Here is a 13,922-nt window from a genome sequence, read left to right as displayed (position 1 = left end):
GAAGCACCAGCAGTGGCGGTGTGACTTAGTGCCGAATCCACTCGAATCGCGCCAGAACCCCGATGGCTTGGGCCATTGAAGCGATTCCTCGGCCCACCCAGCACCGGCTTCCACCTCACCGAGGACGTGAATCTTGCCGCCCCCTCGCGTTGCGCATGCGCGTCAGCTGAGGCGCTCGGCTGTGAGCGGCCTGGCCCTGGCGCGGCATGATGGTGGCCGCCAAAGGAACTCGCGCTTGATAGGACTCGTTTTGACTCAAGAAGAAGTACAGGCCAGCCCCTTGCTGGAGGAGGAGCTTTACCGGGATCTCAAGGCCATGGCCCGCCAGCGCCTCAGGCGTAGCGGCCCCATGACCTTGCTGGACACCACGGCCTTGGTGCATGAAAGCTGGTTCCGGCTCTCGCGCCGCGCCGACTGGGCCGCCATGGGGCGCGAGCACTTCATGGCCTATGCGGCCACGGCGATGCGCTCGCTGGTGGTGGACTACGCCCGCGCCCGGCAGGCCGCCATACGCGGCGGCCAGGCCACCCATCTGCCATTCGATGAGCTACCCACCCTGGCGCATCGCGACGAGGAGTACCTGGCTTTGCACGAAGCGCTGACCGACTTGGGCCGCAGCGACCCTGGCCTGGCGCGCTTAGTGGAGCTGCGCTTTTTCGTCGGACTGGAAGAAACCGAATGCGCGGAACTGCTGGGCGTGGCCCGGCGCACCGTGCAACGCGATTGGCAAAAGGCACGCGCCGTACTCTGGACCCTGTTGACCCCATGAACGCACCGATGCTGCAACACTGGGCCGAGATCGAGCCCTTGCTGAATGAGCTCTTGGCCCTGCCCGAAGCGGAGCGGTCCGTATTTCTGGACCAGTTGCCCGCCGACCAGCAAGTCTGGCGCGACACGCTGGAGCAGCTGATGCGCGCCGACGCCGCCGCCGATGCGGCCGGCTTTCTAGAACAAGCCGCCAGCCTGCCGCTGGGCAGCACCGCGCCCGGGCAAAGGCCCAATGCTTGGCATGCCAATCAGGTGCTGGGGCCCTGGCAATTGATCCGGGAATTGGGGCGCGGTGGCATGGCCAGCGTCTGGCTGGCGCGCCCGGCACAAGGTGAATTCCAGCGCGAAGTGGCGCTCAAGCTGCCACACAGCCCGACGCCCCACCTGGCCGAGCGCTTCCGGCGCGAGCGCGATGTGCTGGCGCGGCTGAACCATCCGGGCATCGCGCGCTTGTTCGATGCCGGAGTCACCCCCGAAGGCCTGCCCTGGCTGGCGATGGAGCATGTGCAAGGCCAGGACCTCTTGAGCTGGCGCCAGGCCCAGCAATCCACGGTCAGGCAAGACCTGACCCTGCTGCTGCAGATCTGCGATGCGCTTCAGTATGCGCATGGTCAACTGGTGGTGCACCGTGACATCAAGCCCGCCAACGTTCTGGTGCAGGGCGATGGTCAGGCCAAGCTGCTGGACTTCGGCATTGCACGCTTGCTGGAAGACGCCGATGAGCCCGAGCAGACCACGCTGACCCAGCTGGGCCAACGCCCGATGACGCCGGAGTACGCCTCGCCCGAGCAGGTGCGCGGCGAAGCGCCGGGTGTGGCCTCTGACGTTTACGCGCTGGGCGTGCTGGCCTACCGCCTGCTCAGTGGCCAAAGCCCCTATGCCGGCGCCGTGGCCCAACACCGCCACGCGCTGGAGCAGGCGATTCTGGAACTCCGCCCACCGCCACCCTCACAACAGGCCCAAGACCCGACACGCCGCAAGGCCCTGCGCGGTGACCTGGACACGATTGTGCTGAAATCCCTGGCCAAGGAAGCCGGCCAGCGCTACGCGACCGTGGAAGCCATGGCCGCAGACCTGCGCCGGCATTTGGATGGCAAGCCAGTACTGGCCCGAGCACCGTCCTGGCGCTATGTGGCGGGGCGCTTTGTACGGCGGCATCGGTTCGGCGTGGCAGCCAGTGCGCTTGCCGTGCTGGCCTTGCTGGGATCCACGGCCTGGGCCTTGCGATCCGCCAGCCTCGCGCGGCAGGAGGCCGCTCGCTCAGACGCCATGTACGGCTTTGTGGTGGGCCTTTTCAATCCGAACAATTCGCCACAGCCCGATATTCGCGAACGCGATATGCCGGTGCGGCAGCTGATTGAGCGCGGCGCCCAGCGCGTGCTTGACACGCTGCAGGACCAGCCCCAAGCCCGCGCCCGCTTGCTGGCGGACTTGTCCACCCTGACCCAGCAACTCGGGCTCAATGCGCTCGCAAAGCAGCTTGCCGCTGAACGCGTGCAGATGGCGCTGCAAACGAGTGGCTCGCAAAGCGTGGCATATGCGGATGCACTGCTGGGCCAGCGCGATGGCTGGGAGGCACAAGGGCAGTACAAGGAAGGCTACGAAGCCGCGCAGCAAGCGCTGGCCATCTATCAAGCACACAAGGAACGTGACCCGATCAAGCTGGCGCGGGCGCACATGACGCTGGGAGGCTTCGGCGCCCGCCTGCACGCCGCAGGTGATGAAGACATTGCGCATCTGCGGCAAGCGGCGGCCTTGTTGGAGCCCGTCAGTGGCCCCAGCACCCTAGGCACCGTGTATGAGCAATTGATGATCTCCCACCTCAGCCTGGGTCGCACGGAAGAGGCTTTTCAAGACGCAATGGCTGGCGCCAATGCCAACCGACGCTTGTGGGGGAGTGAGGACTGGAAGACCGGCGCCTCCGAGGATCAGGCCGGTGCCCTGGCCGCGATGACCCTGCGCCCGGAGCAGGCCCAAAACCTGATGCAACACGGCATAGACATCATCCGCCGAAGCATGGGGGCCGATGCGCTGCTGTTGGCGCGGGGGGAGGCCAATTTGGCCCAGCTGCTGTTTGCGGGCGAGCACCGCGCCGAGGCCATGCGCCATATGCAAGAAGCGCAACGCATCGCGCAACTGCCTGCGCACACGGGGCAAAAAGCCTTTTCGCTGACCATCGCCGCCACCACACTGGAATTGGCCCAGCGCGCCCAAGATTGGCCGCAGCTGCGTCAGGCATGCAAGCCCTGGGGCCAGGACGTGCAAGCACCTCAACCGACGATGCGCTTGCGCATCATCCAAGCCTGTAGTGCCAGCGCCATCCACGAGCAAGATCTGGAACGGGCCGAGGCCTTGCTGGCACAGGGCCGACTGGTGCTGAGCCAGAGCTTCGCCAAAGTCCCCGCCAGAGGCGCCGTGCTTGCGCTGCGTGCCGGGGAGCTGGCCTGGGCCCGGGGCGATCGCTCAGCAGCGATTGCCGCGTGGCAAGATAGCTTGAAGCAAGCCGATGACACGGGCCTTGCTTGGCAGGCGCAGGCCTGGCATCGTCTTATTCAAGCACAGGCCATGGACCCCGAGATGAACGCCCGGCTGAACACCTTCCGGCAGCGTTTGCTCAAGGCCAGTGGTTCCAAGTACTACGCGGAGTTTCTTGCGCTGCTTGATGACCCAGCCACGCCGGCGTGAATCGACATGAGTCGGCTGTAAAGCCTTGACGCTGAAAAATTTGCATTGAATTTGCGAGTCCTGGCGCTTGGCCGCCCGTCCTTCCGTTAAGCAGTCTGAAGCAGGCTCATTCCCGAGCCCGCCACCTTGTAAGGACTTGCGATGAACAACGGAAAACGAATCGGAACCACAGCGCTGACTGCGGTGGCTTTGGCGGCCTTGCTGAGCGCCTGCGGTGGCGGCGGCGGCGGCAACTCAGACGGCAGCGCACCTGCACCTGCACCTGCACCTGCACCTGCACCTGCACCTGCACCTGCACCTGCACCTGCGCCAGCACCGGCACCGGCACCCGCTCCTGCTCCCGCACCGGCTCCGACGCCTGCACCCGCCTCGGTGTGCAGCGGCAATAGCTGGCTGGCGCCCACCTACGATGTTTACAGCACGGCCAGCCCCACCGCCACGGCGACCGTGGCGAACTATTACGGCAGCAGCAGCACGGCGCCCACGCAGTGCATTTCGGTCGGCAACACTCTGCAGGTCACTAGCAGCGATGGCTTCAACCAAGTGGTGAACTGGGCCGACCCGATTGCCAACAACGCCACCAACGTTGGCGCCATGCTGAATAACGGCAACCTCTTGTTCACCTGCCGCAGCGGCAGCTACAAGACCAACCATCTGGCGGTGCGCTCGGATACGGGCGCGGCGGTGTTCAAGGGCAGCACGGCACGCTTGATGCTCGGCACCGCCTTCGCTTTCCGCTCGCTGGAATGTGGCCCCAACGGAACGAGCACCCTGCGCGACGCGACCACGGTGGCCGTCGCCGCTGACCTTGCATCGGCAACGGTCACCGACACCACGAGCAGCCCGGCTTCGGTGACGACCTTCACCGCCGCCGAGCTCGACGCCCTGTTCAGCCCCAGCGGCCTGGTCACCGGCAGTGGCAAAACGCTGCGCTGGGTGCTTTATGTGGTGCCAGTGAGCACAGGGCTCACCAAGCAGGTCATCGTTCACACCGCCGTGCAAAGCGACGGCAGCGTCAACGTGTTCTCCTTCGTGCAGCCCTGAACGCCGTCCAGGGTCAGCCATCGATGCCAAGGCCGCCCGCTATGGAACCGAGGATGGCGTGTTGGCCCGCAGCGCTGGCATTTGGCTGGCCGGCTGACGTTTCAGCGCTCGCCCATGAAAAAAGCCTCCGCAAGCGGAGGCTTTTTCTTTAGCTTGGGCTGGCTTTAGTTCGTCACGCCCAGCTGCTTGTTGATCATCCATTGCTGGGCGATCGACAAGATGTTGTTGGTCAACCAGTACAGCACCAGGCCGGACGGGAAGACGAAGAACATGAAGCTGAAGGCCAGCGGCATGAACCACATCATCTTGGCTTGCATCGGGTCCGGAGACTTGGGGCCCAGGGCCACTTGCAGCAAGCTCGACAAGGTCATCAAGATCGGCAAGATGAAGTAAGGGTCCTTGGTGGACAGGTCGGTGATCCAACCCAGCCACGGCGCGCCGCGCATTTCAACGCTGGACAGCAGCACCCAGTACAAGCCCATGAAGAAAGGCATCTGCAGCAGGATGGGCAAGCAGCCACCGACCGGATTGACCTTCTCTTCCTTGTAGATGCGCATCATTTCCTGCTGCATCTCTTGGGGCTTGTCCTTCAGGCGCTCACGCATGGCCTGAATCTTGGGGCCAACGGCCTTCATCTTGGCCATGCTGCGGTAGGCGCTGGCATTGAGCCAGTAGAACGCGGCCTTCAGCAAAACGACCAGGGCGATGATGGCCCAACCCCAGTTGCCCAGCATGCCGTGCAACTTTTCCAGCAGCCAGAACAACGGCTTGGCCAGGATAGCGAAGATGCCGTAGTCCTTGGCCAGTTCCAGGCCAGGGGCCAGGGCAGCCAGCTTCTTCTCTTCCAGCGGGCCAACGAAGAGCTGGTCGTCACGGCTCTGGCTGGCACCCGGTGCCAGGGTGGGCATGGTGAAGACCATGCCAACGGCGTATTGCGTGGGCACTGCGCCCTTGACCTGGTTAACGAAGAACTCGCGCTGACCGGCTCCGTTATGCAACCAGGCGCTGGCGAAATAGTGCTGCACCATCGAGACCCAGCCGTTGTCGGCATGCTTCTCGATTTCAGCCTTGCCCTTGTCAATGTCACTGAACTCGACTTTGTGGAACTTGGTGGAATCGTTGTAGAGCGCCGGACCGGTGAAGGTGGAGGTGAAGCTGCTGCCTTGCGGGCCAGCCACGCCGTCACGCACCAATTGCACGTAAACCTGCGGGGTTACGGCAGCAGCGCCGGCGTTGACCACCTCGTGGCGCACGCCCACCACATAGTCACCACGTTTGAAGGTGAAGGTCTTGACCAGCTTGACGCCGCCCACCACGGGCGACTCCATGCGCACGGTCAGCTCATTCATACCGTCTTTGAGTGTGCGCTCACCGGGCACAACGCTCATCAAGGTGTTGTGCGTAGGCAATTGCTCGCCCTGGCTGCCGACCAAGCCGGTCTGCGCCTTGTAGCTGCGCGTGGCGGCGTCCAGCAAAACGATGGGCTTGCGCTCCACCGCATGCTTTTGCTTGATGCCCACCAACTCCAGAATCGGGTCAAACAGGCCTGGCTCCGGCGCATCCAGATAGCTCAGCAATTCCACACGGCTGACATCGCCACCCAAGGTGTCCAGGGTGACGTTCAAGACATCGGTCTTGACCTGGACCTTTTCGTTCGCCTGCACCGCAGCGGCAGGCGTTGGAGTGCCGGCCAATGCAGCTGCGCCTGGCAGGGCGGCGGGCGTCGGCACGCCGGTCGCGCCGGGCGCTGAGGGCGCGGTCGCTACGGCCTTTGGCGCTGCCGGGCTGAACATCGACGGGTGCCCATTGTGTTTTTGCCAGCCGTCCCACAACAGGACGAGGGACATGGTGAACACCACCCACAGCACGGTGCGGCGTATATCAGTCATGGGGAAGCTTCTGGAGTAGGAGGACGAGGGGACACCGGCTTGCTCAGACCCAAGTGGGCGAACAGGCGCGGTGCATGCTCGGGCACGCCATCATGGCCGCCCGCACAAAAAGGATTGCAACGCAGGATACGGTATGCCGCCAAGTAAGTGCCCGCTGCGGCGCCGTGGCGCTGCAGGGCTTCAATGGCGTAGACCGAGCAGGTCGGGCTAAAGCGGCAGGACGCACCCAGCCAAGGGCTCAGCATGAGCCGATAGCCGCGCACCAAGCCAACGGCCAAGCGTTCGGCCAGGGAGGCGCGAGTCGGGCTGGAGGCGTTGCTGCTGCTCATTCTCTGGCGCGACCAGGTTCAAGCCTTGCGTGGACCGTTCAGCACGCGGCCGAGCAGTTGCTGCAATTCGGCACGCGCAGCAGCGCGCAGCGCCTCGGACGAGGCGCTGGGAAAAAGTTTGCGATCAAAGGGCGAACGCAAGCGCACCACCCATAAACCGGGTGGCAGCAAGGGCTGCTGCTCGAAAGCGGCACGGATCTGCCGCTTCAGCAGCGAGCGCGTGACCGAGCGTTTGGCATGCCGTTTCGGCACCACCACACCCAGCCAAGCGCCCTCGGGCGGCAACTCTTCCACAGGGCTGTGGGCGACTTGTGCATCGCCTGTTGATAACTCGCCTTGAGCTGTGGACAAAGCCAGCGCCAAACGGGCGGGCTTTGGCAGCTTCGACGGCATCGCAGCCAAGTGATGCACAGCAAAGTGATTGCTACGCGCACGGCTGGGCTTGCCCAGCACGCGTTCAAAATCGGCCGATCGCACGATGCGGCCAATCACAAGACCGGGGTCTTGGCTCAGACAGCCAGACGCTTACGGCCCTTGGCGCGGCGCGCAGCGATGACAGCGCGGCCGCCGCGTGTCTTCATGCGGACGAGGAAACCGTGAGTGCGGGCGCGACGGGTCTTGGATGCTTGGTAAGTGCGTTTCATGATGGAGGCCTCTTGAGAAGGTCTAAGGACGTCGGGTGACGCTTTAGCTGTTGTTGGCGAAAAATCGCCGGATGCAAATAGATTTGCGCTCTGCGGTGCAGTCCTCAGGCAACTGCCCACAAGGGGCGGCAGCCTGCGGGATACCCCGCGCCAGAGCGCTTTCAATGCCTTTGGCTCCTGCCAAGCTTGTGCCTTGCTTGAAGTCAAGCTCGGCCAAGGGCTACGCAAGGTTGACTAGCAACCCGCTCACTCCAACATCATCCAGCGTCCGGAAAACCCGCGATTACAACAAATTTCTGCCACTAGGTCAATCCCTGAGCACAAAGCCATCGGGTTTACCTGACATTGACGGGCTCGAAAAAACTGTGGATAACCTTGGCTTGGCCGGCCCTAAACCCGTACAATTCGGCCGCTCTAGAACAAGTTTTCCACAATGAGCGTAGATATGCAAAGCGTAGGGATGCAAGGCGAGAATTCGCAGGGCGCAGACACGCTGGGAGCGGACCTTTGGCAACGCGGATGTGAGCGTTTGGCCACCGAGTTGCCCGAACAACAATTCAACACCTGGATTCGCCCCTTGCCGCCGGCCATGGTGGCTGAAGGCGTGGGCGCCGATGGCCTGGTGTTCTCGCTGCGGGTGCCTAACCGCTTCAAGCTGGACTGGATCCGCAACCAGTACGCCGGCCGCATCGAATCCATTTTGACCGAGTTGGCCGGCAAACCGGCCCGCCTGGAACTGGCCCTGGCCGCACGCGAACCGATGGCACGCGCCGTGGCCGCCCCGGCCAATACCGTTGCCGCCAATCAGCCCATGGCTGTCGGCCAGGTGCTGCACAACGGCCTGCGGCCGGTGTCCGCCGGCCCCAGCCCGGCGCCAATGGCGCCCGCCAATGGCCCACTGACCCACGGCCAGCCCGTGGCGCAAGCCCCTGCGCCGCAGAACCTGCCGCCCAGCGCCAGCCGCCACCGCATCAACAGCGCGCTGACTTTTGACAACCTCGTCCCCGGCCGCGCCAACCAAATGGCACGCACCGCCGCCCTGCATGTGGCCGGCGCACCGGGTGCGATGTACAACCCGCTGTTCATCTACGGCGGCGTGGGCTTGGGCAAGACCCATTTGATCCACGCCGTGGGCAACGCCTTGCTGAAGGACAAGCCCGATGCGCGGGTGCTTTATCTGCACGCCGAGCAGTTCATCTCCGATGTGGTGAAGAACTACCAGCGCAAGACTTTTGATGAGTTGAAGGCCAAGTACCACTCGCTCGATCTGCTGCTGATCGACGATGTGCAGTTCTTCGCCGGCAAAGAGCGCACGCAGGAGGAGTTCTTCAACGCCTTCGAAGCCCTGCTGGCCAAGCGCGCCCACATCATCATGACCAGCGACACCTACCCCAAGGGTCTGGCCGATATTGATGAGCGCCTAACCAGCCGTTTCGACGCCGGCCTGACGGTGGCCATCGAGCCGCCCGAGCTGGAAATGCGCGTGGCGATTCTGATCAAGAAGGCCGAGGCCGAGCAAACGCCCATGCCCGAGGACGTGGCCTTCTTCATCGCCAAGAATGTGCGCGCCAATGTGCGCGAACTGGAAGGCGCCCTGCGCAAAGTGCTGGCCTACAGCCGCTTCAGCCACAAGGAAATCAATATCCAGCTGGCGCGCGAGGCGCTGAAAGACCTGCTCTCGATCCAGAACCGCCAAGTGTCTGTGGAGAACATCCAGAAGACGGTGGCCGACTTCTACAAGATCAAGATCGCCGATATGTACAGCAAGAAGCGCCCGGCCAGCATTGCCCGTCCGCGCCAGATTGCCATGTACCTGGCCAAGGAAATGACGCAAAAGAGCCTGCCCGAGATCGGCGAGCTGTTCGGCGGCCGCGACCACACCACCGTGCTGCACGCGGTGCGCAAAATCGGTGGCGAACGGCAAAAGAACACCGAGCTCAACCAGCAATTGCACGTGCTGGAACAGACGCTCAAAGGCTGATCGACCGCCCGGCCAAACACTTGGCCGCAAAGACATGGTTTCCATGCGGCAGAAACAGCCCATAACTAAGTCAAAATGCGCGGTGTTTCGCGCGCGCGCTCCAGACAAATGAAAAGAGGTTGACATGATTGTGTTGAAAGCCACCCAGGACAAGGTACTGACCGCCTTGCAGGCCGTCGCCGGCATCGTCGAGCGGCGTCACACCTTGCCCATCCTGGCCAATGTGCTGATACGCAAGACCGGCGGCTCGCTGGAGCTGACCACCAGCGACCTGGAAATCCAGGTACGCACCACCGCCGAGCTGGGCGGTGATGCGGGCGACTTCACCACCACCGTGGGTGCCCGCAAGCTGATCGACATCCTGCGCTCCATGCCTTCGGACCAGACCGTCTCGCTGACGGCCAATGCCTCCAAGCTGACGCTGCAGGGTGGCAAAAGCCGCTTCACCCTGCAGACTCTGCCCTCGGACGACTTTCCCCTGGTGCAAGAAGCGGCTGACTTCGGCCCTGCTTTCAGCGTGCCGCAAAAGACGCTGAAGCACCTGATCAACCAGGTGCACTTCTCGATGGCGGTGCATGACATCCGCTATTACCTGAACGGCATCTTGTTCGTCGCCGAAGGCAAGAACCTCACGCTCGTTGCCACCGACGGCCACCGCCTGGCCCTGGCCCAGGCCGAGCTGGAAACCGAAATCCCCAAGCAAGAAGTCATCTTGCCGCGCAAGACCGTGCTGGAATTGATGCGCTTGCTCAAAGACGGCAAGGGCGAAGACGACAGCCAGCCCATCGAGATGCGCTTCGCCGGCAACCAGGCCAAGTTCAGCTTCTCGGGCATGGAGTTCGTCACCAAGCTGGTGGAAGGCAAGTTCCCGGACTACAACCGCGTCATCCCCAAGAACCACAAGTTCAATGTGACCCTGGGCCGCACAACGCTGCTGTCCTCGCTGCAGCGCGCTGCGATTCTGACCAGCGAAAAGTTCAAGGCCGTGCGCCTGAGCTTCGAGCCGGGCCTGCTGAGCATCGCCTCCAGCAATGCCGAGCAAGAAGAGGCCAAGGAAGAAATCGAAATCGATTACGGCGGCGACCTGATCGAAACCGGCTTCAACGTGACCTATCTGATGGACGTGTTGCAGAACATGAGCCAAGACATGGTCAGCATCGATTTGAACGACAGCTCGGCCAGCGCCCTGATCACCATCCCTGAGCAGAGCGGCTTCAAATACGTCGTCATGCCCATGCGCATCTAACGACAGCTAACGAATCAATCAAGCGGGCTTGTGGTTTTCTAACCCGGCCCGCTTCAGTGCTTTTAAAGGCATGCGCGCAAGAGGCCATGCCGGTGTGAGAGAGAGTTCCAGATGACCGATGTTTCGAACCAAGACGCCACCCCCGAAGGTAACAAGGCCGAAGGCCACGGCCCCGAGGGCCTGACCGACAAGCAGCAAGCCGCCGTCACGGCAGAGGCCAGCTCCGGCGCGGTGTACGGCGCCGATTCGATCCAGATCCTCGAAGGCCTGGAAGCCGTGCGCAAGCGCCCCGGCATGTATATCGGTGACACCTCCGACGGCACCGGCCTGCACCACCTCGTGTTCGAAGTGGTGGACAACTCCATCGACGAATCGCTGGCCGGCCATTGCGACGACATCATCGTCACCATCCACACCGACAACTCCATCAGCGTCAGCGACAACGGCCGGGGCATCCCCACCGACGTCAAGATGGACGACAAGCACGAGCCCAAGCGCAGTGCCGCTGAAATTGCACTGACCGAGCTGCACGCCGGCGGCAAGTTCAACCAGAACAGCTACAAGGTCTCGGGCGGCCTGCACGGCGTGGGTGTGAGCTGCGTGAACGCACTCTCCAAGCACCTGCGCCTGACCGTGCGCCGCGAGGGCAAGGTCCACCAGATCGAATTCAAGAAGGGCGTGCCGCAAGACCGCCTGCTGGAAATGCGCAACGACAGCGCTGGCACGGCCTGGGAAGTCAGCCCCATGCGCATCGTCGGCGACACCGACAAGCGCGGCACCGAAGTCCACTTCCTGCCCGACGACGAGATCTTCACCAACGTCGATTTCCACTACGAAATCCTAGCCAAGCGCTTGCGCGAGCTGAGCTTCTTGAACAACGGCGTGAAGATCCGCCTGGTCGATGAGCGCAATAACAAGGAAGACAACTTTGCCTACGCCGGCGGCGTGAAGGGCTTTGTCGAGTTCATCAACAAGGGCAAGAACACCCTGCACCCCACCATCTTCCACGCCCAGGGCGACAAGATCAGCGAGCAGGGCACCAACGTCGGCGTTGAAGTCTCGATGCAGTGGAACGAGAGCTACAACGAAAACGTGCTCTGCTTCACCAACAACATCCCGCAGCGCGACGGCGGCACCCACCTGACCGGCCTGCGCGCCGCCATGACCCGGGTGTTGAACAAATACATCGTGGACAACGATCTGGCCAAGAAGGCCAAGGTCGAAGTGGCCGGCGACGATATGCGCGAAGGCCTGGCCTGCGTGGTCTCCGTCAAGGTGCCCGAACCCAAGTTCAGCTCGCAGACCAAAGACAAGCTGGTGTCATCCGAAGTGCGCGCGCCGGTGGAAGACATCGTCAGCCGCTTGCTGACCGACTTCCTGCTTGAGAACCCGATCGACGCCAAGATGATTTGCGGCAAGATCCTCGACGCCGCCCGCGCCCGCGAAGCCGCCCGCAAGGCCCGTGAAATGACCCGTCGCAAGGGCGTGCTGGACGGCATGGGCCTGCCCGGCAAGCTGGCCGACTGCCAGGAAAAAGACCCCGCGCTGTGCGAAATCTACATCGTGGAGGGCGACTCCGCCGGTGGCTCCGCCAAGCAAGGGCGCGACCGTAAGTTCCAGGCCATCCTGCCGCTGCGCGGCAAGATCCTGAACGTCGAGAAAGCACGTTATGAAAAGCTGCTGACCAGCAATGAAATCATCACGCTGATCACAGCCCTGGGCACCGGCATCGGCCGCGGCGCCGGCAGCGACGACTTCAACCCCGATAAGCTGCGCTACCACCGCATCATCATCATGACCGATGCGGACGTTGACGGCGCCCACATCCGCACCCTGCTGCTGACCTTCTTCTACCGCCAGATGCCCGAGTTGTGCGAGCGCGGCCACATCTACATCGCCCAGCCGCCGCTCTACAAGGTCAAGGTCGGCAAGCATGAGCAATACCTGAAAGACGGCACCGAACTCGACGCCTTCTTGCTGAAGGTGGCCATGCAAGACGCCGCCCTGCACACCGGCATCGGCGACGCGGTGCTGAGCGGCGAAGCCCTGGAAGCACTGGCCAGCAAATACGTGCTGGCCGAAAGCGTCATCAGCCGCTTGTCCAACTGGATGGACTTTGAGGCGCTGCGCTGCTTGTCCAGCGGCCTGGCCATCAATATGGACAGCAAGGACAACGCCGAAGCCGCCGCCACGGCCATGCAAGGCGCCCTGCACGACGCCGTGGTCACCAGCGAATACGACGCCCGCACCGACAAGTTCTTCCTGCGCATTGCGCGCAAGCAGCATGGCAACACGCGCTCGTCCATCATCAACGCCGACTTTGTGCACAGCGCCGACTACGAAGTGCTGGCCACCGCCGGCCTCACCTTCAAGGGCTTGATCGGCGAAGGCGCCATCGTGCGCAAGGGCGAAGGCGAGAAGGCCAAGGAAAGCAAGGTTGTCGACTTCCGCACCGCCATGGCCTGGCTGATGCAACAAGCCGAAAACTCCGTCGGCCGCCAGCGCTACAAAGGCTTGGGCGAAATGAACCCCAGCCAGCTCTGGGAAACCACCATGGACCCCAACGTCCGCCGCCTGCTGCGCGTGCAGATCGACGACGCCATCGAAGCCGACCGCGTGTTCACCATGCTGATGGGCGACGAAGTGGAGCCACGGCGTGACTTCATTGAAACGAATGCGTTAAGGGCGGGGAATATCGACGTTTGAGTCGTGTAGGACGACGGAAGCCGCAAGAGTAGTTGCGGAGATTGCCACATAGAGTTGGCCGGCGTTCACATTGCTCGGCAAAAAGTTCTCTCACTCAGCATGGCTCGGGAATCTCAGCCTTGTTGCACAAGAACTGCGGCGCTGACCTTAGACAGCCGCGTGGAAGTACGCTTTTGCGAAGCCGCGTTTAGGGCTGTAGTTGCCAATCAGTTGATCTGCTATCAGCGCCAGAGCAGTAAGTCTGGAAGCTAACGAAAACAATATGACTTCAGGGATTGTGAATGAGGAAACAGCTGGTAGCACTGGCCGTAGTTGGGGCCTGTACCTCGCTAGCGGCTTGTCCGATTGATCAGGGCCCGAGCCCAAGCAAGTACTTAAATAACGTTCTGGACTACCTTTCTGTAGTTACAGCTGCTGAGCTTCCAACTGCAGCGGAATGTGCTGCTTCTGCCTATCATCGGCACAGTTTGGCAGTGCTCGCGCAAGAAGGTGGAAAGAAAGTTGAACAGTTTATTCAAGACGTTACTAGTGTCCAACTTAGGGCTGCACAAAGTTTGGCAGATTCAGGAGATGCTCCTGCGGCTTCACGATTTCAGAAGCAAGAGATCGCACTGCGTCGGCGAGTTCTCG

At 62.5% G+C, this 13,922-nt stretch carries 10 protein-coding genes; 6 read left to right on the top strand and 4 right to left on the bottom strand.

The window, feature by feature from the left end; all coding sequences use genetic code 11:
- Positions 1-235 precede the first annotated feature (235 nt).
- The 3 genes from AABB87_RS00550 to AABB87_RS00540 all read left to right on the top strand — a co-directional run bounded on the left by AABB87_RS00550 (position 236) and on the right by AABB87_RS00540 (position 4,497).
- A complete protein-coding gene (locus AABB87_RS00550) occupies positions 236-769 on the top strand; it encodes an ECF-type sigma factor (RefSeq protein ID WP_341969146.1) in 534 nt (177 codons plus the stop codon).
- A complete protein-coding gene (locus AABB87_RS00545; RefSeq protein ID WP_341969145.1) occupies positions 766-3,453 on the top strand; it encodes a serine/threonine-protein kinase in 2,688 nt (895 codons plus the stop codon). The genes AABB87_RS00550 and AABB87_RS00545 overlap by 4 nt, the downstream gene beginning before the upstream one ends.
- A gap of 141 nt (positions 3,454-3,594) precedes the next feature.
- Positions 3,595-4,497, top strand: coding sequence for a hypothetical protein (locus AABB87_RS00540; protein WP_341969143.1), 903 nt, complete (start codon positions 3,595-3,597; stop codon positions 4,495-4,497).
- 164 nt (positions 4,498-4,661) lie between these two features.
- Here AABB87_RS00540 and yidC read toward each other — a convergent pair whose 3' ends face one another.
- From yidC to rpmH, 4 genes are read right to left on the bottom strand one after another with little or no spacing between them, the layout of a single operon-like run.
- Positions 4,662-6,386, bottom strand: coding sequence for a membrane protein insertase YidC (gene yidC / locus AABB87_RS00535; RefSeq protein ID WP_341969142.1), 1,725 nt, complete (start codon positions 6,384-6,386; stop codon positions 4,662-4,664).
- A complete protein-coding gene (yidD, locus tag AABB87_RS00530; RefSeq protein WP_341969141.1) occupies positions 6,383-6,715 on the bottom strand; it encodes a membrane protein insertion efficiency factor YidD in 333 nt (110 codons plus the stop codon). The genes yidC and yidD overlap by 4 nt, the downstream gene beginning before the upstream one ends.
- 18 nt (positions 6,716-6,733) lie before the next feature.
- Positions 6,734-7,192, bottom strand: a complete 459-nt coding sequence (locus AABB87_RS00525; RefSeq protein WP_341969139.1) for a ribonuclease P protein component — start codon at positions 7,190-7,192, stop codon at positions 6,734-6,736.
- Positions 7,193-7,224: 32 nt separating this feature from the next.
- Positions 7,225-7,359, bottom strand: a complete 135-nt coding sequence (gene rpmH, locus AABB87_RS00520) for a 50S ribosomal protein L34 (protein ID WP_054021782.1) — start codon at positions 7,357-7,359, stop codon at positions 7,225-7,227.
- A gap of 493 nt (positions 7,360-7,852) precedes the next feature.
- On the opposite strand from rpmH, the gene dnaA reads away from it, so the two are divergent.
- The 3 genes from dnaA to gyrB all read left to right on the top strand — a co-directional run bounded on the left by dnaA (position 7,853) and on the right by gyrB (position 13,292).
- Positions 7,853-9,340: a chromosomal replication initiator protein DnaA gene (dnaA, locus tag AABB87_RS00515; RefSeq protein ID WP_156422243.1), complete on the top strand. Its 1,488-nt coding sequence runs from the start codon at positions 7,853-7,855 to the stop codon at positions 9,338-9,340.
- 124 nt (positions 9,341-9,464) lie between these two features.
- Entirely contained in the window at positions 9,465-10,586 is a 1,122-nt protein-coding gene (gene dnaN / locus AABB87_RS00510) for a DNA polymerase III subunit beta (protein ID WP_058721292.1), read from the top strand.
- A 180-nt stretch (positions 10,587-10,766) separates the two neighbouring features.
- Positions 10,767-13,292, top strand: a complete 2,526-nt coding sequence (gene gyrB, locus AABB87_RS00505) for a DNA topoisomerase (ATP-hydrolyzing) subunit B (protein ID WP_445944824.1) — start codon at positions 10,767-10,769, stop codon at positions 13,290-13,292.
- Positions 13,293-13,922: the final 630 nt, after the last annotated feature.

This window comes from Roseateles sp. PN1 (genome assembly GCF_038419725.1).
In the GTDB taxonomy this organism is placed as follows: Bacteria; Pseudomonadota; Gammaproteobacteria; order Burkholderiales; family Burkholderiaceae_C; genus Paucibacter_A.
This window is presented reverse-complemented; position numbering and strand designations above follow the sequence as displayed.